At 58.8% G+C, this 21,665-nt stretch carries 21 protein-coding genes; 6 read left to right on the top strand and 15 right to left on the bottom strand.

Going from position 1 to position 21,665, the window contains the following annotated elements:
- Positions 1–147 precede the first annotated feature (147 nt).
- The 3 genes from pyrF to purB all read right to left on the bottom strand — a co-directional run bounded on the left by pyrF (position 148) and on the right by purB (position 2,587).
- Complete coding sequence (gene pyrF, locus WFR25_RS20210; RefSeq protein WP_336973181.1) at positions 148–822, bottom strand: orotidine-5'-phosphate decarboxylase; 675 nt, start codon at positions 820–822, stop codon at positions 148–150.
- A complete protein-coding gene (locus tag WFR25_RS20205) occupies positions 819–1,178 on the bottom strand; it encodes a hypothetical protein (protein ID WP_336973178.1) in 360 nt (119 codons plus the stop codon). Before WFR25_RS20205 ends, pyrF begins: the two co-directional genes overlap by 4 nt.
- Before the next feature lie 92 nt (positions 1,179–1,270).
- Entirely contained in the window at positions 1,271–2,587 is a 1,317-nt protein-coding gene (gene purB, locus WFR25_RS20200; protein WP_336973176.1) for an adenylosuccinate lyase, read from the bottom strand.
- Positions 2,588–2,883: 296 nt separating this feature from the next.
- Between purB and WFR25_RS20195 the strand changes: the two genes are divergently transcribed.
- Positions 2,884–3,315 carry an EF-hand domain-containing protein gene (locus tag WFR25_RS20195; protein WP_336973174.1) on the top strand — a complete coding sequence of 144 codons (432 nt, stop codon included), beginning with the start codon at positions 2,884–2,886 and terminating at the stop codon, positions 3,313–3,315.
- Positions 3,316–3,444: 129 nt separating this feature from the next.
- Here WFR25_RS20195 and WFR25_RS20190 read toward each other — a convergent pair whose 3' ends face one another.
- The 6 genes from WFR25_RS20190 to WFR25_RS20165 form a co-directional block, all read right to left on the bottom strand.
- Positions 3,445–4,437, bottom strand: a complete 993-nt coding sequence (locus WFR25_RS20190) for an NAD-dependent epimerase/dehydratase family protein (protein WP_336973171.1) — start codon at positions 4,435–4,437, stop codon at positions 3,445–3,447.
- Between the two features lie 2 nt (positions 4,438–4,439).
- A complete protein-coding gene (locus WFR25_RS20185; protein ID WP_336973169.1) occupies positions 4,440–5,741 on the bottom strand; it encodes a UDP-glucose dehydrogenase family protein in 1,302 nt (433 codons plus the stop codon).
- A 259-nt stretch (positions 5,742–6,000) separates the two neighbouring features.
- The gene (locus WFR25_RS20180) at positions 6,001–6,921 is read right to left on the bottom strand and encodes a glycosyltransferase family 2 protein (protein ID WP_336973167.1); all 921 of its coding nucleotides are present in this window, start codon (positions 6,919–6,921) and stop codon (positions 6,001–6,003) included.
- A complete protein-coding gene (locus tag WFR25_RS20175) occupies positions 6,918–8,258 on the bottom strand; it encodes an O-antigen ligase family protein (protein ID WP_336973165.1) in 1,341 nt (446 codons plus the stop codon). The genes WFR25_RS20180 and WFR25_RS20175 overlap by 4 nt, the downstream gene beginning before the upstream one ends.
- 2 nt (positions 8,259–8,260) lie before the next feature.
- Positions 8,261–9,697: a lipopolysaccharide biosynthesis protein gene (locus WFR25_RS20170; RefSeq protein WP_336973162.1), complete on the bottom strand. Its 1,437-nt coding sequence runs from the start codon at positions 9,695–9,697 to the stop codon at positions 8,261–8,263.
- Positions 9,698–9,704: 7 nt separating this feature from the next.
- Positions 9,705–10,523: a hypothetical protein gene (locus tag WFR25_RS20165; protein WP_336973161.1), complete on the bottom strand. Its 819-nt coding sequence runs from the start codon at positions 10,521–10,523 to the stop codon at positions 9,705–9,707.
- A gap of 389 nt (positions 10,524–10,912) precedes the next feature.
- Between WFR25_RS20165 and WFR25_RS20160 the strand changes: the two genes are divergently transcribed.
- Together WFR25_RS20160 and WFR25_RS20155 are read left to right on the top strand one after the other, a co-directional pair.
- Complete coding sequence (locus WFR25_RS20160; protein WP_336973159.1) at positions 10,913–11,923, top strand: glycoside hydrolase family 5 protein; 1,011 nt, start codon at positions 10,913–10,915, stop codon at positions 11,921–11,923.
- A gap of 67 nt (positions 11,924–11,990) precedes the next feature.
- Positions 11,991–13,097: a hypothetical protein gene (locus WFR25_RS20155; protein WP_336973156.1), complete on the top strand. Its 1,107-nt coding sequence runs from the start codon at positions 11,991–11,993 to the stop codon at positions 13,095–13,097.
- A 53-nt stretch (positions 13,098–13,150) separates the two neighbouring features.
- Here WFR25_RS20155 and WFR25_RS20150 read toward each other — a convergent pair whose 3' ends face one another.
- Positions 13,151–14,101, bottom strand: coding sequence for a WecB/TagA/CpsF family glycosyltransferase (locus WFR25_RS20150; protein ID WP_336973155.1), 951 nt, complete (start codon positions 14,099–14,101; stop codon positions 13,151–13,153).
- Positions 14,102–14,339: 238 nt separating this feature from the next.
- Between WFR25_RS20150 and WFR25_RS20145 the strand changes: the two genes are divergently transcribed.
- A protein-coding gene (locus tag WFR25_RS20145) for an IS3 family transposase (RefSeq protein ID WP_336967452.1) occupies positions 14,340–15,703 on the top strand; the annotation gives its coding sequence in 2 pieces (ribosomal slippage) (positions 14,340–14,687 and positions 14,690–15,703; 1,362 coding nt in all).
- Between the two features lie 35 nt (positions 15,704–15,738).
- Here WFR25_RS20145 and WFR25_RS20140 read toward each other — a convergent pair.
- The 3 genes from WFR25_RS20140 to WFR25_RS20130 all read right to left on the bottom strand — a co-directional run bounded on the left by WFR25_RS20140 (position 15,739) and on the right by WFR25_RS20130 (position 18,169).
- Complete coding sequence (locus tag WFR25_RS20140) at positions 15,739–16,923, bottom strand: outer membrane beta-barrel protein (protein ID WP_336973152.1); 1,185 nt, start codon at positions 16,921–16,923, stop codon at positions 15,739–15,741.
- Positions 16,924–17,095: 172 nt separating this feature from the next.
- Positions 17,096–17,551, bottom strand: coding sequence for a hypothetical protein (locus tag WFR25_RS20135; protein WP_336973151.1), 456 nt, complete (start codon positions 17,549–17,551; stop codon positions 17,096–17,098).
- Between the two features lie 42 nt (positions 17,552–17,593).
- Positions 17,594–18,169, bottom strand: a complete 576-nt coding sequence (locus tag WFR25_RS20130; RefSeq protein ID WP_336973149.1) for a polysaccharide biosynthesis/export family protein — start codon at positions 18,167–18,169, stop codon at positions 17,594–17,596.
- Positions 18,170–18,496: 327 nt separating this feature from the next.
- On the opposite strand from WFR25_RS20130, the gene WFR25_RS20125 reads away from it, so the two are divergent.
- Together WFR25_RS20125 and WFR25_RS20120 are read left to right on the top strand one after the other, a co-directional pair.
- The gene (locus WFR25_RS20125; protein ID WP_419723217.1) at positions 18,497–19,285 is read left to right on the top strand and encodes a metallophosphoesterase family protein; all 789 of its coding nucleotides are present in this window, start codon (positions 18,497–18,499) and stop codon (positions 19,283–19,285) included.
- 46 nt (positions 19,286–19,331) lie between these two features.
- Entirely contained in the window at positions 19,332–19,826 is a 495-nt protein-coding gene (locus WFR25_RS20120; protein ID WP_336973146.1) for a Rap1a/Tai family immunity protein, read from the top strand.
- A 125-nt stretch (positions 19,827–19,951) separates the two neighbouring features.
- Here WFR25_RS20120 and WFR25_RS20115 read toward each other — a convergent pair whose 3' ends face one another.
- Together WFR25_RS20115 and WFR25_RS20110 are read right to left on the bottom strand one after the other, a co-directional pair.
- Positions 19,952–20,350 carry a hypothetical protein gene (locus WFR25_RS20115; protein ID WP_336973144.1) on the bottom strand — a complete coding sequence of 133 codons (399 nt, stop codon included), beginning with the start codon at positions 20,348–20,350 and terminating at the stop codon, positions 19,952–19,954.
- 79 nt (positions 20,351–20,429) lie between these two features.
- Positions 20,430–21,509, bottom strand: coding sequence for a cell wall hydrolase (locus tag WFR25_RS20110; RefSeq protein ID WP_336973143.1), 1,080 nt, complete (start codon positions 21,507–21,509; stop codon positions 20,430–20,432).
- Positions 21,510–21,665: the final 156 nt, after the last annotated feature.

The raw sequence follows: 21,665 nt of genomic DNA, 5'->3' as shown, positions 1-21,665 counted from the left end.
GGGAGCCGGTGCAAACTGGCTCCCTTTTCCTTTACCGACGAACCTAGAGCAAGCTGCGTTAAATCCGACGTGGGAGGCCTTGCTCCAGTTCTTTGTTGTCGCATCGTTTTTTGCGAAAAACCGGTTCCCACTTTTTCGCACGATGCTCTAAAGCGTCGCTTCGATCTCGCGTGCTGCGAGGTCCGGGTCCGGGGCCGTGCTGATCGGTCGTCCCACCACCAGGATCGACGCGCCGCGGTCCAGCGCTTCGCGCGGCGTTACCGCACGTTTCTGGTCGCCCATGGCACCACCAGCGGGGCGCACCCCCGGCACGACGAAGAAACCATCGCGCCAGGCTGCCTTGGCCGCCGCGACTTCCGCGCCAGAGCAAACGATGCCGTCAAGGCCTGCATTCTGCGCCAGATCCGCAAGCCGCGCGACCTGATCATAGGCTTTTCCACTGATTCCTATGTCCGTCAGGTCGCCATCATCCAGACTGGTCAGCACCGTAACCGCAACGACCTTGGTCTTCGCGCCCGCCGCCGCCTTGGCATCTTCCAGCATGGCCCGGCCACCCGCCGCGTGAACGGTCAGGATTGCCGGCTCCAGCAAATGCAGTGCCTGCACAGCCTTTGCGACGGTATTGGGAATGTCGTGCAGCTTTAGATCGAGGAAGATCGGCAAGCCGAAATTCATCATTTCGTGAACGCCATGGTGACCGTTGGCGCAGAAGAACTCCAGTCCCAGCTTCAGCCCGCCCACATGATGGCGGACCTGCGCGGCAAGCGCTTGCGCTTTCGCCAGATCGGGCGTGTCGATGGCGACGTAAACTGGGCTGCTCATGGCTTATCCGCAAAAGCGTTGGGGAAGAGGGAGTCTGGTGCGGGCGCCGCAGCCGGATCGGCTGAGGTCAGGCCCGGCGTGGCCGGAGAGGTAGATGTAACGGGTGTGACAGTCGCGGCCACCAGTGCCTTCTCGACACTGTCCAACTTGCGCTTCAATCGCCATTTCGTCGCGCGTCCGACCAGCCAGAGCGGCAATGCGCCCAACAGAAAGGCCAACAGGATCGGGAACCAAATCCGGGTTTCCCAGACGATGTCGCCCCAGATCTTGATTTCCATCGGCCGGTTATTGGCCTTGCAGAACAGGGCAATCGCTACTGCCAGGATAACCCAGAAGGCCGTTTTCAGGAATTGCATCGGCTATCCTCTTGCTGCGGTCGGGGCAAAATATAGGCTTAGGCGATTTTGGCGGGCGGCGGAAGCCCCGCCAACCCGCTCAAAAACCGACCTTATGCCGCCCCGAATACCCGAGCAAAAATCGTGTCGACCTGACGGAAGTGATAATCGAGGTCGAACTTCTCCTCAATCTGCGCGGGCGTCAGTGCCGCCGTCACGTCGGTATCGGCCTTCAACAATTCCAGCAGCGACAATTGGCCGTCGGATTCCCACACTTTCATCGCGTTGCGCTGAACATAACGATAGCTGTCCTCGCGGCTCACGCCCGCCTGCGTCAGCGCCAGCAGCACCCGCTGCGAATGGACAAGGCCGCCCATCTTGTTGAGGTTCTTCAACATCCGCTCAGGGTAGACGAGCAACTTGTCGATAACGCCGGTCAGGCGACCCAGCGCGAAATCCAGCGTGATGGTGGCGTCGGGGCCGATATAGCGTTCGACCGACGAATGGCTGATGTCTCGTTCATGCCACAGCGCGACATTCTCCATCGCGGGCATGGCATAGCTGCGGACCATGCGGGCAAGGCCGGTCAGATTTTCGGTCAGCACCGGATTGCGCTTGTGCGGCATCGCCGACGACCCCTTCTGGCCGGGCGAGAAATATTCCTCCGCCTCCAGCACTTCGGTGCGTTGCAGATGGCGCACCTCGACCGACAGCCGCTCGATCGAGCTGGCGACGACGCCCAGCGTCGCGAAGAACATCGCATGCCGGTCACGCGGGATGACCTGGGTCGAAACGGGCTCGATGGCGAGGCCCAGCTTCTCCGCGACATAGTCTTCCACGCGAGGGTCGATATTGGCGAAGGTGCCGACCGCGCCGGAAATGGCGCAGGTTGCGACTTCCTCGCGTGCGGCGATCAGGCGCGCCTTGCAGCGGCTGAACTCGGCATAGGCCTCCGCCATTTTCAGGCCGAAGGTGACGGGTTCGGCATGGATGCCATGGCTGCGACCGATGGTCGGAGTCAGCTTGTGCTCGAACGCGCGACGCTTGATGACCTCAAGCAGTTTGTCCAGATCTTCGATCAGCAGGTCGGATGCGCGGGCAAGCTGGACGGCAAGGCAGGTGTCCAGCACGTCGCTCGACGTCATACCCTGATGCATGAAGCGGGCTTCGTCGCCGACCTGCTCGGCGACCCAGGTCAGGAAGGCGATGACGTCATGCTTGGTGACGGCCTCGATCGCGTCGATCGCGGGCACGTCGATCGCGGGGTTGGTCGCCCACCAGTCCCACAGCGCCTTGGCCGCCGCTTGCGGCACGACGCCCAGGTTGGCGAGTGCCTGCGTCGCATGGGCTTCGATCTCGAACCAGATGCGAAAGCGCGCTTCAGGCTCCCACAGAGCGGTCATCTGGGGGCGGGCGTAACGCGGAACCATGGGCGAATCCTTAGAGCTTCATGCGTGGAATGTTGGCGCGCCGCCTAGCAGTCCGCGCCGTCGGGGGCAAATATGAGAGGGTGGAAAGGAAAGAGTGATAGTTAATGGAAAAGGCATCGATTCATCGCGAAAAGGCCAGAATTAACCGATGAGTCGAGCCAAATCCGATGGCAGGGCGTGTTTACGGATTTTGCTGCTCTGGAACAACGCCAACTAATCAATCATTATTACTTTGTCAGTGGGGCGCGGATGAGGCGCCTCACGAAAGAAATATTTTTAAGTGACAGGAGATTGCCATGATCCGTACCTTGCTTTGTTCGACTGCCCTGATGATTGCGGCCCCGGCCATTGCCCAGACGGCGGCGCCGGCACAACAGGATCCTTCCGCAGCGGCCGCACAGTCGGCCACGCCCGCAGCGCCGGCTGACCAGGCAGCACCTGCTGACGCCCAAGCGGCACCGGCAAATCCTGCCAATTCGGTCGCCGCGATCGTGGATAGCGAATTCCCGGCCTATGACGCGAACAAGGATGGCCAACTCGATCAGGCGGAATTCGGAAAGTGGATGGTTGCGCTCAAGGATCAGGAGATGAAAGCGACAGGCAAGACCCTCCCGCCTGCCGAAGTCACGGCCTGGGCCAACGGTGCCTTTACCAGCGCTGACGCCGACAAAAGCACCGCCGTCAGCAAGACGGAATTGGTCACTTATCTTAGCGGCGGCGCTGGCTGACCCCAGTTCGCTTAGGAAATACCCCCGTCGCGAAGGGCAGGGGATATAAGAGCCCTTACGGGTCGCAAAATCGGGTGGTCCTGCTTTAAGCGGGGCCACCTGTTTTGTTTTTGTCCGCGTCCCGCTTGCTCAACTGGGATAATATTCGTGATACCATCGTGTGAAGCGCTGTAGTCCTTCCTGGAGCATGACCTTTGGCTTGTACCCTGTGAGGGCTGCGAGTTTTGAGACGTCGGCATAGGTTGCGGTGACGTCGCCCGGTTGCATGGGGCGCATGATCTTGGTTGCGGTCTTGCCGATGGCGGCTTCGAGCGTCTCGATCATCTCCATCAGGCCGACGGGGTGGCTGTCGCCGATGTTGAGGACGCGGTGGGTGCCTGGTTCCGGTACATGGTCGAGGGCGCCAAGGATGCCATCGACGATATCGTCGATATAGGTGAAGTCGCGGGCCATCTTGCCCTGCCCATAGACCTCGATCGGCTCACCCTGCATGATCTTGTTGGTGAAGCCGAAATAGGCCATGTCCGGGCGGCCCCAGGGGCCATAGACGGTGAAGAAGCGCAGGCCCGTCTGCGGAAAGCGATAGAGCCGGGCATAGGCCTCGCTCATCAATTCGCACGACCGCTTGGTCGCGGCATAGAGCGAGACGGGGGAGGTGGCCGGCTCCTCCTCGGTAAAGCCCGCGCCGCCCATCGGCTTTTCACCATAGACCGAACTGGAAGAGGCATAGACCAGATGGACAAAATCGTCGGCATGGCGGCACGCCTCCATGACCGCCAGATGCCCTAACAGGTTCGACTTTTCATAGGCGAAGGGATTGTCGATACTGTAGCGCACGCCCGCCTGCGCGGCGAGGTGGATGACGCGCCTGACGCCATTGTCGCGAATCAGCGTCGCGACCCCCTCGGCATCGGACACGTCCATGCGATGGAAGCTGAAAGCCCGCCGCCCGTTGAAGGTGGAGAGCCGCGCCTCTTTCAGCGAGGGGTCGTAATAGTCATTGACGTTGTCGAGACCGATGACGGTCTCGCCCCGCTCCAGCAAGCGATGGGCGGTGGCATGGCCGATAAAGCCGGCCGTGCCCGTGACCAATATGGGGCCGTTGGCGGCAGGATCGCCCATGCTCAGCGCCCGACGGCGAGGTAGGTGAAGCCGGCCTTCTCGACCATCTCGCGCGGATAGATGTTGCGCAGGTCGACCAGCACCGGCTGGCTCAACAGACTTTTCACGCGGGGCAGGTCGAGCGCGCGGAACGCATCCCATTCGGTGACGATGACCAGCCCGTCGGACCCTTCCATCGCATCATAGGCGCCGGTGCAATAGGTGATGTCGGGCAGAACTTTTTGCGCCTGCTCATGCCCTTCGGGATCATAGGCGCGGATGATTGCGCCTGCGTCCTGCAGCGTCTGGACGACCGCGATCGCCGGGCTGTCGCGCATGTCGTCGGTATTGGGCTTGAAGGTCAGGCCCAGCACCGCGACGGTCTTGCCACGCACATCGCCGCCCATTGCGGCGATGACCTTGCGGCCCATCGCCCGCTTGCGGTTGTCGTTGACCGCGACCACCGTCTCGACGATCCGCTGGGGCGCCTCGAAATCCTGCGCGGTCTTGAGCAGCGCCAGCGTATCCTTGGGGAAGCAGGAGCCGCCATAGCCCGGCCCTGCGTGCAGGAACTTGGCGCCGATGCGGCCGTCCAGGCCAATGCCGCGCGCAACCTCCTGCACGTCCGCGCCGACCTTCTCGCACAGGTCGGCAATCTCGTTGATGAAGGTGATCTTGACCGCCAGGAAGGCGTTGGCCGCATATTTGGTCAGTTCCGCGCCCCGGCGGGTCATCTCGATCAGGGGCGCCTTGTTGAGCGACAACGGGCGATAGACCTGGCGCATCACCTCAAGTCCATGCTCGTCATGGCCACCGATGACGATGCGGTCGGGGCGCTTGAAATCGTCGATCGCCGCGCCTTCGCGCAGGAACTCGGGGTTGGAGACGACCGCGAACTGGGCGTCGGGGTTCGCCTCGCGGATGATCCGCTCCACCTCGTCCCCGGTGCCCACCGGCACGGTCGACTTGTTGACGATGACGGTAAAGCCGGTGAGGCTGCGGGCGATCTCTTCGGCCGCGGCATAGACATAGGACAGGTCCGCATGCCCATCGCCCCGGCGCGAGGGCGTGCCCACCGCGATGAACACCGCATCCGCGCCCGCCACCCCTTGCGCCAGGTCGGTGGTGAAGGCCAGCCGCCCCGCTGCCACATTGCTCGACACCAGATGATCCAGACCCGGCTCGAAAATCGGAATCCGCCCGCCCTTGAGCGCGTCGATCTTGCCGACATCCTTGTCCACGCACACCACATCATGCCCAAAATCGGCAAAACAGGCCCCGGACACCAACCCAACATAGCCAGAGCCGATCATCGTGATTTTCATGCGTGCTGCCTCCAATTCAGATGCATGTTGCTTTGCAGCATGACGTGCGCTCGCTCAAGCGTAAAATCCCCGCATTCGTCGGCTTTAAGGCACTATGCACCTACAGCGGATTCCGTTCCGATTGCATCGCGGACCGACATTAGCGGTTCTTGTCGTCAGAGCCAGCCGTGAGCAGTCTACGAAACAAGGCGGCCATGATCAGGCTTTTGCAGCAGGACCCCTGGTATATTATCCACGCAGTTGGGCCAATGCCTGAGCATCATTGCCGTTTTCCGGCCAATTTCAACGCCGTTCCTACCAGCTTCTGATATGCCCCCCCAGCAAGGGCCACCTGAAGAAATACGCGCGCCGCATGTTTGGCAGGGTAGGCGCCCGATGCGGTAGCCTTCAATGACAAGCTGACTCCCTTCACCCATTGGCCTCCTTCGGCATAGGCTTTGGCGGAACGCCATCCCCGGAAGCCGCGTCTGGCGCGCTGTGTCAGCAGATCGGCATTCTCAGAAGCCCAGCGATCCCGCACGGTGCCACGCGATTGCGACGATATTCGCTTGCCGGATTGTACATCATCCCAGATCGCGTCAGCCTGATCGGCATAGCGCAGAGGAATGCCAGCATGGGCAAGCCGCAACGCATAGTCGACATCCTGACCGTAGGGGAGCCATTCGAGATAGGGAATGGACTGGGCGACGCCTAATGGCAGTACCAATGTGCTTGTCTGGACGAATCCCATATCGCAGCAAAGATACTCAGACAGCGGCTCCCCCTTTCGCGGTCCGCGGGGGGGCTTCAGGAAGGTTTGTTCCGTGCCGCGGTCAACAATGACGCGTGCGAAATAGGCTGCCCGATCGTCGCCCAGCAACGTGGCTGCCGACTGAAGGTGATGGGGCAGAAAACGATCGTCGGAATCGAGCAGGGCGACATATTTCCCACGAGCCAGGCGGATGCCGTGGTTGCGCGCCACATTCGCACCGGCATTGTCCTGGCGAACATAGTGGATGCGCGGGTCGCTCAGCCCTTCGATGAGTGCTTGGGTATCATCTTTCGACCCATCATCGACGATGACGATCTCAAAATCCTGCACAGATTGTTCCTGAACGGAGCGGATCGTTTCCTTCAGGCAATGGGCGCGGTTGTAAGCCGGGATAACGACCGAAAACAACGGCGTGCTTATATCGTTCATGCCAAAAACTCCGGTGAGTCGTCGGGGCGGCCTTGGGCCGCTGCCTTGAGATTCGGCGCGCGGCCCATCAGCGGTCGACGCGAGGGATTGATCTTGTCGTTGGGGAGGCAGGCAACCGTGACGAGGGTAATCCACAACATGCTCTGATACTCCATAACCGACTGTTCGGTCATGTTGGCGAGGAAGAAGTAAATCACATAGGTGAGGTCGAAGCTGGCCAGCCGGTCGGGGTTGTTGCTGGTCAGGCGGATTTTCTGCACCAGCAGGACGGCATAGGCGATAATGAGCAGGCCGCCGCCAATGACGCCAAATGCGACAATCGTCTGAATCAGTCCGTTATGCGCATGGCCGGGCACAAAATATCGCGCGTCGAAGGTCAGCACGGCGCCGTTGGGCGAGTTCCAGAAGCCGTCATAACCATAGCCCAGGATCCAGCCGCCTTCGCGAAGGCGTTCGATCAACTTTTCCCAGATAAAGGTCCGGTTCGTGAGGGTAGGATCCTTGCCCAGCGCAGCGAGTGTTTCGGTATAAAGATAGTCGAACGCACCGCTCATCACGAACAGGACGGCGAAAGCTATCAGCAACACCGTCACCAAAAAGCCCATGCGCGGGCTGCGCCGGTAAAGGGCAACCAGCGGCAAGAAGGCGATAGCCCATATCATGTTGAGGAGCGCCGAAGCCGACAGGGACAGAAAAATCCCGGCCATGAAGCAGGCCGTCATGATCCGCCCCAGCATCACCGCGCGCCGCGACCACATCAACGCCAGGCCGATCAGCACCCCGATGACATAGGTTCTGCCAGTGATGTTCTTCTGGAGAAAAAGGCCGCGTATTGCGGGCTTTAGCGAATCCTGATGCTGGGCGATGGACGGCGCGACCACGAGTGCAACCATGCCTGCCAAAAAGGTGATGAGCAGGCCCCCCCCCAATACCAGCAGCAATTGGTCACGGGGAAAACGGACGGCCAGGGCAACCGAGAACATGCTGATCGCGAGTAGCAGAACGGCCCGTATCAACGTGTCGATGGGCGCCATGGACCAGACCGTCGATGCGGCCGCCATCAGGATCAGAACACCCAGCCATCCTGTCGCCATCAAGCCGCTCCAGTAACGGCGTGGATTCATCAAAATGGCGTAGAAGACATAAAGATAGGCTGGAAAGGCGAGCAGGCGCGCCGTCCAGCTCGATGAGCCGGAACTCATGCGCTCCACTACGCCCGTCGAATTGGTGACGAGCAGATCCAGCCCGCCACTGGCAAAAGCCACCGCGATGCAGGCGAATATCATTTCGCTGGAATAGAGGCGGCTACCGCCGCGTTGCGCTATGCTTTTCGCCATGGTCAGGATTTCCGTCTAATTGCCCTGAACGCCAATTGCCGCATGTCGCCAGCGTCAAACAGCAGAACCGCGCCTGCATAACTGACACCGGCAAGAGCGAAAAGGCACAGTGTTCGCAGGATGGCCGTGCCGGGCCAGAAATGCTGCACGACCATCAGGGTGAATGCCATCACGATCGTCGCTGCGCCGGGGCGTATGATATGCCTCAAGGGGACGGGCAGTGGGAAAGACCGGCGGCTGATGATGATCGAGGAGGCGAGCGAAATCGCCTGCGAGCCTATGGCTGCAATGGCGGCGCCCCATAGCCCCCACATGGGAATGAACAGGAAATTGAGCGCGAGGGTGGCAATGGCCGCAATGGCGGCTACCGCTGCTTGCCCACGGGTGTTTTCGCCGAGTTGATTGCCTTGAATGAAGTAGAATGTGTTGAGACTGAGAAGCAGGGTGGACAGCGCGACCAGCGGAAAAAGCTGTTCCGCGGTGGCCCGGAAAAGCGGTCCCAGCATGATTTGTGCGATTTCCCCTCGCATGATCGCAAGGCCCGCAGCCGAAGGCAGGGCGATAATCATCAAAAAGCCGAAATTCCTGGCCATCTGGTCTATGGCGGCGGCAGCGCCATGATTTTTCAGCGCCCGGATCGCAAGAGGGTAACTGGCCAGAGTGACGCTCTGGAGCAAAGTGAAGATACTCTGTCGGCCCAGCTCCACAGTAGGGCCATAAAGACCGGCGGCCTCCGCACCCAATATATAGGCCACAATGAACCTGTCCGCCATCACGCCGACATTGTTGAGAAGCAGGGCCGCGCCAAGCGGCAGGCCGTACATGACGATCCGTCGCGTCAGTTCCGGATCGCGACTGAAATCCGGACGACCGAACATGGCACCCATGAACGGCACCGGTGCGATGAAATAGGCTGTCGCCACGCAGAGCACCAGTACGAAGCCGCTGCCGGTCAGGTAGGCGCCGGCAGAACCGATGATGAGCGCCAATAAGCCGCGCGCCCCGAACGAGAGAGAATAGCGAATCGGCTGGAGCGCGGCGCGTTGCAGTTCCTGGGTATAATCGAACCATGATTGCGCCAGGATCATGATGCCGCAGGTGATCGACACCAGCCAAGGCAGATGGAACAGCGGCAGTATGAAGCAGAGGATGAGCATCAGCCCGACGCACACCGCCCCCTGGAGCAAGTAGAGGCGGGTGATGGTTCCGATCACCTTGGGCGCGTCATCGCCCACCGCATAGCGCAGGACACTCATTCGCAACCACTGAAACAGGCCCGCGCTGCCGAGTTGCGCGGCCGCCACGGATAGCACCAGCACGGCATATTCCGTGGGGGCAACCATTCGTGTGAAAATGGCCGTCGCGATCAGATTGAGCAGCGCCGGCCCAATGCGCCCGAACATATAGATGAGCGTGTGTTTATAGAGCGGAGAGGCCATGTCTGGATCAGGCTCCGCTTGCAATCTGGCTTTTTGCCCACGCAATCATACCTTTGCGTGGCCAGACAAGCGTGGTGGCCTGTGGCCGATACGCGCCGGATTCATACAGGCTGCGCCGGGTCGGGGATGTCTTTGTCGCTCGCTCGATGTCCTTGGCCGTTGGCGTGCTGTTGATGACAAACGCGCCAGCGGAGAGGGGAACGGACGACAGGTGGCCCAGCCTGGGACTGACCTGCTCCAGTTGCGGGTCCATGAACCAGCTTTTACATATGAAGCCATAGACGTCGGGGTGCTGCATAAGGAGTTCGCCCGCCTCGCGATAATAGGCCGCCATGCCGTCACGGTTGAAATCTTCCAGATAGCGTGGGTCGATATACAGGCGGAAACAGGGGATTTGCCCCCTTGTCCGCGCGACCCATAATGGATTGCGACGGGCTACGCCAAGCAACGCTGTTCCACCCAGCCGACTTCGGATGTCCAATATGCTGGCGCCTGCCGGAAGGCCAAGGCCCAGCACCAGGCGTAGATCCTTGATGAACAGCTCATCCTGCAGATCATATGATTCGGGCGGGCTTTCCAGTGTGTCGGCCAGGCGTTCAAGCGCGCGTGGATAGCGCGCGAGCAAAGGCCGGGTCAGCCTTTTGTCTGCAAGCGTTTTACCAATCTCAAGCGCCTTCTCGGCAAGGAAGGCCACGGCGAATTGTTTGCGCTGCACAATGGAGAGGGGAGCCAGTGCGGCGCCCCATGCCGCCGTGAATGGCGCGCCGAACTCCCGCATCAGAAGAGGCTTTCGCCAGTCGGGCAATAGCGCGACAAGATCAGCCATCTGCGGGTGGTGCTCAGCCGGCAGGCTTCCGCCTATTTTCGTAACAATGGCTTGAAAGCGAACCATTAAACTGGAAGCGAGAATGTCGGACACAGGCAAGGCAGCGTCACCCCATGCGGTTGTTTCAAAAGGGCGAGGGGAAGAATCTCTGCTCATGGACGTCGGTAGTACCTATGGTTTTCGACGCTGTAGATAGCGTTGGGGGATTAGCATTATTTTTTTTCCAGGCACCATCTTTTTTGCGATGCACCGAAGAGGCAATCGGTTATTCCGATGGTGACCGAGGTGATGAAAGCCGCTTGGGACGTTAATAGGGATGGCAATCCCGCTCGCGCATATCGATCAACATCAGCCTGTGGGAAGGAGCGTCCATTTTGACTGAATTTCCCATGAGTAGAAGGGGGGCGATCCTGTGCGGGGCAGCGGTTGCCGCCATGCCCCGCCTGAAAGCCGAGGCAGCACCGGTGCCGCAGCAGCTTAATGTCCTGGGCAACCAGCTTATGCTGGGAAAGGATGCAATAAGACTGAGAGGCGTTGTGATCGGCGATTTGCTGAAGCCCGATCGCCCCGCTCTCTACCCCTTTCGCGTTATCGCCAGGGACTGGAAAGCCAATGCGGTCCGGATCAGCGTGCATCCGGGATATTGGGGGGCGAATGTAGAAGCATGCCGGGCGAAGCTGGTCGATAATGTCAGGGCGGCGCGTGCCGCTGGTCTGTTTGTCGTCATTTGCTGGCACGCCCTAGGCTTTCCCGATAGCTTCGTCTTTCGGCCACCGTCCACCTGGGGAACGCGTTCGGATGCATTCGACACGAATATCGAGCGGTGTCGGGCTTTTTGGCGCGAAATGGCATCGCTTTATGCGAATGACGGCGATGTTGTCTTTGAGCTGTTCAACGAACCGATAAGAGATATGCGGCGACCCGATGATGACTATCATAACTGGTCATATTTGCAGCAGCTTTGGACCTTTATCATCAAAGAGGATATTCGCAGCCGGGCAAGCAATGTCGTCATTTGCTCTGGCAGTCGTTACACTTATGATCTGCGCGGCATTGCGCGCAATCCCGTGGAACTCGACAATATCGCCTATGCCTGGCACATCTATCCGCGCGAAGGGCGGCAGACGCCGGCGGACTGGGATGTCCGGCTTGATGGTGTCCAACGCCTTTTCCCGGTAATCGTTACCGAGTGGGGTTTTGCCGATGTCGGAGATCCCAAATTCCGCGCGACGCCACAATCCTTCGCCGACCCACTGATGGCCAGGCTGGATAAGGATCATATGAGTTGGTTCGCCTACAGCTTCAGTCCGCGTAGTCAGCCTTGCCTGGTCCTCAAGGACTGGAAGACCCCGACGGCCTTCGGTCGATATGTGATGAATCAATTGGCGCGCCCAGGCTGATACCGTCATGGGTCGTCGATACGCGACCGATTGAGGAAAATGGATTGCAAGGAACAGGACAGCATCGATGGAAACAGTGAAGGAAATGCCCGAGAGGATATCCACGACGATGGATGTCGATGGTGAAAGCGAAAGGGTGCTTGTCACCCGGTCCATGGACCTGATCCGGCGAACATCTCCGATAGGCTATGACCTATGGTTCGGGATGGCGCCAACCACGACGCTGCTTTCGGTTTCGCCACAGGACCATGCGGACATCGTCTATTCGGCCTATCTGCTTGGCGTGGCTGACAAGCTGAACGCCACGACGGCCGCACTATATCAGGATGTTCTGGCTGCGGCGCGGCTTTATGGTCGGCCTGATGGAAAGCCATTGATGGAGAAGGGGCCAAATGCACATCTGACGGCCTATCTTCTGGGTGCCGCCCGGCTTCTTCAGCACGTCGGCAAGGCTGCAATGAAGCCCGCGCTGTTCAAGGGATGGCAGCTCGATCTGATGATCGATGCGCGCCGGGTGCCGCTCTGGCCAAAGGCGTGGACGCATCATAGCTGGCGTGTGAGCCACTGGATTGGTGGCACGCCTTCGATCTTGTTGCAGATTGCGCAGTCCGGGGAAAATGAGGAAATTACCCCGCAATTGGTGGATGAAGTGCTGGCAAGCTCGGCGCGCCATATTATTGACCATAAGACAGGATTGCTGCGGCCCTATAAATCCGCACTGCTTCAGAAGCTGTTCAAGGCCGCCTACCGCCTGCGCCACGATCCGGATATCGGTGAGTTGGGCGGGGTCGTGCATATTCTGTGGGTGTTTCATGCCGTTAACGCGCCCTATGTCGGAAATAGCGCGCTGTTCGCCAATGCATGGAAGCACCTCCAGGTTGAGCCGTTCATGGAGAAGCTGCCTTATTGCCTCGATTTCGACATCGTGCAGCTTGCCCGTACCTCAGGCACGGCGGCAGCCATTGAGGCCGTACCCCTTGTTGCCCGCGCGACCCGTTTTCGGGAAGATATAGCGGCATTTCTGATCGGCGACCTGCCCGAAGGCTATACACTGCACAAACTGCCTGGCGCGCTGGCGACCATGCATGAATGCGCCTTGCTGGAAGGTCTGCCGGCCCTGACCGAACTAGGGATTGCACCAATCGACATCATCAAGGATGCTTATTGGCTGTAACGGCGTATCAATGACGGGCGCGGACCGTCAGGTGGGTCACCCCTGCCTGACGGTCAGGAGGCGCTTTCTGCTCTTTGTCCATCGACGGCCTGACGCCTGGTATGGACGATAAGCCGATAGAAGGAATGGGGGTTGGTCGTCAGATAACGCCATGCCAGCCGCTTGGGATCCTGCATGGTCCGGAACAGCCATTCCAGGCCAAGGCGCTGCATCCACTCGGGCGCTCGCGGTGCATCTCCACACAGAAATGCATAGAGGCCGCCGCAGGTCTTGAGCCAGGCCACGCCCTGCAATTTGTGACGATTGCGCACGCTCCATTCTTCCTGGAACGGTTTGCCCAGCCCGACCCAGAGGACATCGGCCCCGCTTTCCCGAATTTCGCGGCAGATGCCGTCCTCTTCATCCGGTTTGAAATAGCCATTCCGTCGCCCGGCAATCTTGATGCCGGGGTAAAGTTTCCGGATGGCGTCGGTTGCCGTTCGATTCTGGTTTTCCGATCCACCGAAAATGAAGAAGGACAGATCATTGCGGATCGCCGCTTCGGCCGCGTCGTGAAAAAAATCAGTGGTAGCGATTCGCTCGGGCAAAGGAGCTTCTGTCATTTTGCTGGCGATTACGATCGACTGGCCATCGCCATGAATCCAGTTGGCCTCCAGCATCACATCCCGAAACTCTGCACTTTTGCCAGCAAGGGATACGCCCTGGCCATTGGATGAAAAAACCAGCTTGGGTTCGACACCTGCCCTGGACTGCCGGGCAGAAAGACAGTCATCGACCATCATCTGGGCCAATTGAGTGCGGGTGGTAGATACGGTCGGCAGGCCCCCAACGACAACGCGCTGTGGTGGAATTTGCTGGTCTAGCGTCGCATGTCCTGCTGCAAGGCGCTGATGTTGCACGATTAAATATCCCACTTCGCTATGATTGGTGTAAATAGGACGTTGATCGCAACGATGCCGTAAATCATGCTGCATTGCAAGGTGTGGGCAGGCTTCTGCGCGCATTCTTCGCCAGATTCCGGAGCAGGCGAAACATATGTGGGATGAACCAACTTTTCGCATCGCACCAATGTGATGTTGGCAGTCCAGCGTTCATGCGCATCAACGAGCATCCGGGCCGTGACGCATGAAATAACCTATTTGGAAAATATTTCTGTCTGTCCGCCGTCAGCACCAATGGCACAGATTTGAGGTTGTAAATTAAGGAGGGTTTGGGCTTCGTCGTAGTGACGAAGGAACGAAGATGAAGCCCAAACCCTCCTTGAAAAATTCGCCGACAAAGGCCCCTGCTGAGCGTGTTGTGAAGGATATCCGGCGGCAGACCCGGCGCCATTTCTCAGCCGAAGACAAGATCCGTATTGTGCTGGACGGTCTGCGCGGCGAGGACAGCATCGCCGAGTTGTGCCGCAAGGAAGGCATTGCCCAAAGCCTGTATTACACCTGGTCGAAGGAGTTCATGGAAGCGGGCAAGCGGCGCCTGGCCGGTGACACCGCCCGTGCTGCGACCACTGGCGAGGTGCAGGATCTGCGCCGCGAGGCCCGTGCCCTGAAGGAATGCGTGGCCGACCTGACGCTGGAAAACCGCCTGCTTAAAAAAAGCATGATCGCGGATGGGGGCGACGACGAATGAGGTATCCCGCATCCGAAAAGCTCGAGATCATCCGGATCGTCGAGCAGTCGCACCTGCCCGCCAAGCACACGCTGGACAAACTCGGCATCCCCCGCCGGACGTTCTACCGCTGGTACGATCGCTTCGTCGAAGGCGGGCCGGAGGCGCTGGAAGATCGGCCATCGGCGCCGAGTCGGGTGTGGAACCGCATCGGCGACGATATCCAGGGCCAGATCGTCGAGATGGCGCTGGATTACAGCGAGCTGTCACCGCGCGAACTGGCGGTGCGCTTCACCGACGAGAAGCGCTACTTCGTGTCGGAGGCCACCGTTTACCGCCTGTTGAAGGCCCACGATCTGATTACCAGTCCGGCCTATGTGGTGATCAAGGCCGCCGATCGCTTCCATACCCAGACCACGCGTCCGAACGAGATGTGGCAGACCGATTTTACCTACTTCAAGATCATCGGGTGGGGCTGGATGTACCTGTCGACCGTGCTCGACGACTTCTCGCGCTACATTATCGCCTGGAAACTGTGCACCAACATGCGCGCCGAGGATGTCACCGACACGCTGGACCTGGCCCTTAAGGCTTCCGGCTGCGACAGCGCCACCGTGCTGCACAAGCCCAGGCTGCTCAGCGATAACGGCCCCAGCTACATCGCGGGCGAACTGGCGGAATACATCGATGCCCAGAAGATGAGCCATGTACGCGGCGCTCCGATGCACCCCCAGACCCAAGGCAAGATCGAGCGCTGGCACCAAACCCTGAAAAACCGCATCCTGCTGGAAAACTACTTCCTGCCCGGCGACCTTGAGGCCCAGATCGAGGCCTTCGTCGAGCATTACAACAACCAGCGTTACCACGAGAGCCTGAACAACGTGACGCCCGCCGACGCCTACCTCGGCAGGGCTCCCGCCATCATCAAACAGCGCGAAAGGATCAAGCGAAAGACCATCGAATATCGGCGCTTGCAACACCGCAGGCTCGCCGCTTAACATCAACCCCAAGACGAGGCCCGCACTCCGCTAATTTACGACGCGACGTGTGCCAAATGTTCTGACGACGGACAGCTGAACGGCAGCTGCTCGTCTCTTTCTGTATATTGGGTACTGAGCCTTAACGAGAAACGATTGTCGATCAGATATCGACCACCGGTCGAAAGCTGATAGACCCAGTTCCTCCGCGGACTCTGGATATAGTCCTGATACTGGACTTCGGCCTCCGCGTTCAAGATCAGATTCTGCAACAACTCATGATCGGCGCGAACCGAAAAGGTGTTGTTGAAAAAGGCCGTGGTCTGATTGATGTTGGAATCTTCCAGAAGTCTTTTTGCCTGTACGGTAACGGTGGTCAGGTAGGTTGGAAAAAATTCTACGCGCGCCTCTGCTGAGAAGCCGCCGGTATTTTTATAGCTGGATGAACGAAAATCTCGACGAACATAGCCAGCACCGATTGTCCCGCGAAGCAAGCCCGCCAGATCGAAATTGAACCCGCCAATGATGCGGGCTGCCTCTGAATCACGATTGTCCAGGCCGGAAAGCAATAGCGCCCGGTCATAATCGGTCCAGTCGTAGGTGCTCTGACCATATATCGATACGCTGGGGGTGAAGGCATATTCAACCTGTCCGGTAATGCGCTTCACGTTCCGGTCGCGGTCGGACTGGTCAATCTGCGTGCCGTCCGACAGCGTCAAATCCGAAAAATTGAAGACGGACTGATCGAGCGCCAGAAAAGAACGGAACTGGCCTGAACGATACTCTCCTCGCACGCCATAATAATCGCGGCGATAACGGGAAAAGGCGGCGGCCTGCGAATCGATGGCGCCAGACAGGGTGTTTTCGCTCAGTTTCGCAAATTGCGCCTCTCCGGTCAGCGACAGGGCGCTGTTGACGTCCAGCCGTCCAAGCGTTGCGGCATTCCAAGTAGTCTCATTGCGATCTGATTCGCCGAAATATCGGCGTAGATTTGCCGATCCCGTCATGGTGACGCTATGGCGTGACCAGGTCGAATTGGCAGCCACGCTAGGCGTAAAGACGGTGTAGGCCGCTCCCGTCGCGGGGCTTTCGGTCAGGTAGATATTGCTGTCATAGCCCAGGCCCGTCTCGACGCGAGGGCGGACGATGAAGCTGCCTGCGTCGATGCCAATCGGATCATAGTCGGGCCGTGCCCGTTCGGTGACGCTCTCATTGCCGCCACGATTGAAATCGTCAGGCAAGGCTGGCCGTATAAGAACGCTTTCCTGTTGCGCAAGCGCAGGAACCGAAGCCGCGAAACAGCCAGCAATAGTAAGGCAAAAGCGAGTTTTCATAATATTCTCAAACCCTGGCGAGGGAGCCTCTGTTTCATGGACGATATGACATGGCGTTGTGGCGCTTTAGCGAAACGGGTCATTGGGTATAGTTGGTCGAGCCGCCGCCAATACCTATTGATGGCACTGAAAAGCTGGATGAAGTGCCCTCGCCAAGGGCGCCGGTACCGCGCGTCAGTTTCTTCTTCCGCAATGTCCGCCGGATATTTTCGATCGCTACCTTGAGTGTTTCGGGCAATGCCGGCCGAGCATCGACGATATCGAGCGCGGCCAGAATGGTTTCGTCATCGGCGCCGGATTGGCTGACTATGAACATTATGCTCGCCTCATAATCGGCAACCGACGAGGTCGGCGCCAATCTGTCCGTTTCGCCGATAACCCCGGTTGCCAGCGTCGTGGCATTCACGACCTGTTCGCCTTGTTCGGCGGCAGCCAATATCATGTCTGCGGCGCCCGCGATAACAGGAATCGCACCCACTATGATCAAGGCCGGCGCCCACAGCAGTGAGCGCCTGCCCAACAGTTTCAAGGTCATTTGACCTTCCCCCCTTTTAATTTCTTTAGATTATATAATGGCTTAGAAGTAACGCTCGCCTATGCGGATGGTGTCGCCTGGTGATACGCGCAAGTCCGGAGTCAGGCGAAATGACTCTTCTTGGGCTGCGCCAGCACGACGGATATAAGCGACTTTCCGTTCTGCGCGCGGCGAAAACCCTTGAGCCGTTGCAATCGCATTGAGTACCGTCATGCTGGTCGAATAAGGATATTGGCCTGGCGATTTCACTTCGCCCAGAATGAAGAAGGGGCGATATGTCACGACCTCTATGTTGACTTTTGGATCCCTGAGATATCCATCGGCCAGCCTTTTCTGGGTTTCCTGGGTGATTTCCTGAATGGTGCGATTATTTGCCGCAACATCGCCAATCAATGGAAATGATAGCGCACCGGTCGAACTTACCGAAAACTCTCCCGACAATGTTGCTTCATTGAACACCGTCAGGCGAACCTTGTCACCTGATCCAAGCTTATAGTCCTCAGGGCCACTTTGTTCCGCGGTGTAACGCGGGCCGGTTTCGCTCATTAACGCCGCATTTGGAGCGCAGGCTGCCACCAGCAGGCCCAGCAGCGCGGCCAAGAGCCATTTGAATTTCATGCACAGCTTCCCAGATTGCTTTGACAATAAATTTTGCATATACAGCCTGCAGGAGCGCGGCAAGCGCGGTAACTATCTAACCTGGGATGGTTCTGTCCGACAGGCCTGATATATGCAACGTTCGGTCGAAGGCTGAGCGTTTTCGGCAAATATCTGCAGTGCTCAGGGCATCCGCGTTCGCATAAGCGCTGGTTGCAAAGCGCCTTGCGATAGGTATCCATGTTATGATGAGGTGTGTTTGACCCCGGTTGATATGGGGTTTGCGTTTCTTTCATGCGATCAAGGGACGGAGTTCGGGTGGTATTTGGTCGGTTGCGCAATGCGGTGATGCCTCAGAGGCATGCGTCCCGGAGGCCTCGCACGGCCGATGGGGAGCGGATATATGTAATCGGCGATGTTCATGGCCGCTACGATCTGTTGACGGAGCTGCTTGGTCGGATTGAAGAACATAGCCACAGTCTGCCCGCTGTACGGTCCCAGCACGTCATTTTGCTCGGCGATCTGGTGGATCGTGGCGACGCGTCGGCGAGAGTCATCGAGCATGTCTATGACATTCATCGCCGAACCGATAATCTGATCGTACTTTTGGGAAACCATGAGGAGCTGATGTTGCGTGCGATCAATGGCGAACCGGGCATGTTTCGCGCCTGGATGCGTATCGGCGGTGACGCAACGTTGAAAAGCTTCGGCATTGAACCGCCAGCACGCGGTAGCGATTGCGAAGGCTATGCCGAAAAGACGGCGCGGGCTATTCCTTCCAAATGGTTGCACTGGCTTGGGACGCGCCCGCTCTCTGCACGATCAGGGGATTATTTCTTCTGCCATGCCGGGATTCGTCCGGGCGTGCCGTTGAAACAGCAAAAACGCTCCGATCTGCTATGGATTCGCGACGAATTCCTTGGCGACCGGAGCAATCATGGCGCTGTCATCGTGCATGGTCACAGTATTTCGGCAGAAGTCGAAAAAATGGGCAACCGGATAGGGGTGGATACCGGAGCGTATAGGACCGGCATCTTGACGGCTTTGTATCTCGAAGGAACCGAGCAGCAGATATTTTCCACTACGGTTTCGGATCAGCGGACGGAGCAGGCCATCATGTCGGAGCCGCAGATTTAACGACAGCTTCAAAGACTGCCGCCACTGCATCTTCCTGGAGATTCCCGTGATCCTGCCCGCCATCGCGTTTTTTTCGGCCGTCGCATCCCTCGCTGCCGATCAGGTGCCGTCAGCGCCGCTACCGCCGCAGCCACTGTCATCGCCGCCACTGTCACCACCTTCGTCGCCGCCCAGGCCTGCTCCGGGGCAAAGCGCTGGAGAGAACGGGTATCTCACCGCCAATGATCTGGCAAAGCGCTGTAACGACAGCAGTCCGGCCGCGATTTCATATTGTTACGCCTATGTCGCGGCCGTGCATGATACCATGAAGGCCTACGAAATCTGGCTTGGCGAGAAAGAGTTCTGCATCAATGGGGGGAACGCCCAGTCTGATCTGCGGCGAGCGTTTTTGACCTATCTGACGGCTTATCCCCAAAATGGAGGGGGGCAGGCGGCCTCTGTGGTCGCTGTCGCGCTCAAGCAGACCTATGTCTGTTCCGTGCCGAGCGCTCCGGCTCCCGCTCCGGCACCGGATCGGAAGGCGGAAAATCCCAAACCTTGATGCATTTTAGAGCATTGTGCGAAAAATGGGCACCGGTTTTTCGCAAAAGCGATGCGGCCACAAAAAACTAGAGCAAGCGATCTGCGTCAGATTTAACGCAGCTTGCTTGAGAACATGGCCTCGAATCACGCGCCTTTTCGGGCGGATGCTGCGGCACCTGATGATTGGGACTGGGCGGCGACAGCGTGAAAGACTCGCGTGCCGCGCTCGGCAAGGCGCCAGCGCCGTCGGCGGTACAGACCGGAAGCGGTGATGGCGGCAGGCCAAAGCAGCGTGAGGCCTATATCCGCCAATGTATCATTCCATCGCCAACTCCCATAATAGAGCCGTTCGATACACTCATGGCCTATGGCTACCGCCAGGACGATTTTCAGCGCGATGACGGATGCGCGGCGGTCACGCAGCAGCAACTGGCTGCCCAGATAGATAGCCAAACCGGCATGGACATGCATGATGGTATGGCTGGCGCCGAAGAACCGGACCAGGGTTTCGAGATATTGTACATATAGATCGACCAGAGCCATGCTGGCGACCCTAAAGGGTAGAGATTAAAATTGAGACAATGCCCCAGGCTCCGCCTGCTCGCCGACCCGTGTCAGCTTTTTATCGCGGCGCGGCGGATGGTGGAATAGGAGAGAGTGGCGCCGGGTGGGCGGATGGCGTGGAGTGGCTGGGGATGATCCAGCGGTTGGCGATTCCCACCGACGCAGGCCCCGCCGAGGCAGGAATGGCGGTATCCGGCATGCGCGCCTTGCTGAACAGGGGCACCGTTTCGGGCACGGGCTGGCCATTGAGCGGTATGATGGCGCGTTCGGCGCGCGGTGCCGATGCCAAGTCGGGATTCAACCCTTCGGCTTCATCGCCTTGCCCCGTTGAAGGCATGCGCGTGATGTCTGGTTCCGCGCCCGCATATGCCTGGGAAAAAGCGCCCGGCCGTCCCCAGTTATCGGGCCAGCGGTAGAATATATGGGCGCCGATGACGGAAATTTTGGTCAGGGTCGGCGCCCAATAAGGGGCGACCCAATCGGTGTGATAATGGGTGGCCCAGCCGACGGGCGCGAAAACATGCCCGGCCAACACTTCGCTTGCGATGCGTCGTGCCCGTGCCCAGCCCTGAACGGACGGTATGCGGGCGAGTGATCCATCGCAGGTGAAGCTGAACTGGCAGCCTGTTCTGCGTTCCGATCCTTGAAAGACGACGCCGCATACGCTGTTGGGAAAGGCGGGATGGCGAACCCGGTTGAGCACGACCTGGCCGACCGCACGCTGGCCATCGTCACTTTCGCTTGCCGCTTCATAATAGATGGCGCTCGTCATACAATTGATCGCGCTGAGGAAGGCGCGACCATCGCCGATCGGCAGATAGAATGATGTCGCCGCTGGATTGGGCAAGTGGGACAGCGGCAGGGCCGCGTTGATCCGGACCGCCTCGTCCTTGTTCACCGTTCGCAGCGCGCCGGGGTCGGAAATCGGCTTAATCTCCGGTGGACGATCGTTGATAGGCGCGCCATTGATGGATGCACCGCCAAAGCCACGTCGAGCGGAAGCAGGAAAGTCGCTCCAGTCATGCAGGGCGGCGGCGAAGCACAGCAGAACCAGCATACAAGTGCCTGCAATCACCAGCATGAGGCGCAGCCGATTCTCGCCGATCCTGTCGGCAGATGGTCCGTGATATACCTTCATGCGTGAAACATTCCCAAGAACGCAGCGCTCGATTATGGGAAGACATCGCTCAGGTCAAAAAGATATGCGACGAATCATGTCTCATTTTGGCTTGGGTTGAGATTTACGTCTTTATTCAGGGTAACAGATTGTCGACAGAATCATGGTAGGGACGCT

This window comes from Sphingobium aromaticiconvertens, assembly GCF_037154075.1.
Lineage (GTDB): Bacteria > Pseudomonadota > Alphaproteobacteria > Sphingomonadales > Sphingomonadaceae > Sphingobium > Sphingobium aromaticiconvertens.
The sequence above is the reverse complement of the archived record's forward strand: the minus strand, read 5'-3'. Positions and strand labels throughout refer to the sequence as shown.

What these genes read in the sequence shown, in the direction of transcription:
- WFR25_RS20185 (WP_336973169.1), bottom strand. Translation starts at nt 5,741, where the DNA reads ATGAAAATCACGATGATCGGCTCTGGCTATGTTGGGTTGGTGTCCGGG.
- WFR25_RS20125 (WP_419723217.1), top strand. Translation starts at nt 18,497, where the DNA reads ATGCCTCAGAGGCATGCGTCCCGGAGGCCTCGCACGGCCGATGGGGAG.
- WFR25_RS20110 (WP_336973143.1), bottom strand. Translation starts at nt 21,509, where the DNA reads ATGAAGGTATATCACGGACCATCTGCCGACAGGATCGGCGAGAATCGG.
- WFR25_RS20160 (WP_336973159.1), top strand. Translation starts at nt 10,913, where the DNA reads ATGAGTAGAAGGGGGGCGATCCTGTGCGGGGCAGCGGTTGCCGCCATG.
- WFR25_RS20135 (WP_336973151.1), bottom strand. Translation starts at nt 17,551, where the DNA reads ATGACCTTGAAACTGTTGGGCAGGCGCTCACTGCTGTGGGCGCCGGCC.
- WFR25_RS20130 (WP_336973149.1), bottom strand. Translation starts at nt 18,169, where the DNA reads ATGAAATTCAAATGGCTCTTGGCCGCGCTGCTGGGCCTGCTGGTGGCA.
- WFR25_RS20155 (WP_336973156.1), top strand. Translation starts at nt 11,991, where the DNA reads ATGGAAACAGTGAAGGAAATGCCCGAGAGGATATCCACGACGATGGAT.
- WFR25_RS20205 (WP_336973178.1), bottom strand. Translation starts at nt 1,178, where the DNA reads ATGCAATTCCTGAAAACGGCCTTCTGGGTTATCCTGGCAGTAGCGATT.
- WFR25_RS20115 (WP_336973144.1), bottom strand. Translation starts at nt 20,350, where the DNA reads ATGGCTCTGGTCGATCTATATGTACAATATCTCGAAACCCTGGTCCGG.
- purB (WP_336973176.1), bottom strand. Translation starts at nt 2,587, where the DNA reads ATGGTTCCGCGTTACGCCCGCCCCCAGATGACCGCTCTGTGGGAGCCT.
- WFR25_RS20150 (WP_336973155.1), bottom strand. Translation starts at nt 14,101, where the DNA reads ATGCGCGCAGAAGCCTGCCCACACCTTGCAATGCAGCATGATTTACGG.
- WFR25_RS20170 (WP_336973162.1), bottom strand. Translation starts at nt 9,697, where the DNA reads ATGGCCTCTCCGCTCTATAAACACACGCTCATCTATATGTTCGGGCGC.
- WFR25_RS20175 (WP_336973165.1), bottom strand. Translation starts at nt 8,258, where the DNA reads ATGGCGAAAAGCATAGCGCAACGCGGCGGTAGCCGCCTCTATTCCAGC.
- WFR25_RS20180 (WP_336973167.1), bottom strand. Translation starts at nt 6,921, where the DNA reads ATGAACGATATAAGCACGCCGTTGTTTTCGGTCGTTATCCCGGCTTAC.
- WFR25_RS20165 (WP_336973161.1), bottom strand. Translation starts at nt 10,523, where the DNA reads ATGGCTGATCTTGTCGCGCTATTGCCCGACTGGCGAAAGCCTCTTCTG.
- WFR25_RS20195 (WP_336973174.1), top strand. Translation starts at nt 2,884, where the DNA reads ATGATCCGTACCTTGCTTTGTTCGACTGCCCTGATGATTGCGGCCCCG.
- pyrF (WP_336973181.1), bottom strand. Translation starts at nt 822, where the DNA reads ATGAGCAGCCCAGTTTACGTCGCCATCGACACGCCCGATCTGGCGAAA.
- WFR25_RS20190 (WP_336973171.1), bottom strand. Translation starts at nt 4,437, where the DNA reads ATGGGCGATCCTGCCGCCAACGGCCCCATATTGGTCACGGGCACGGCC.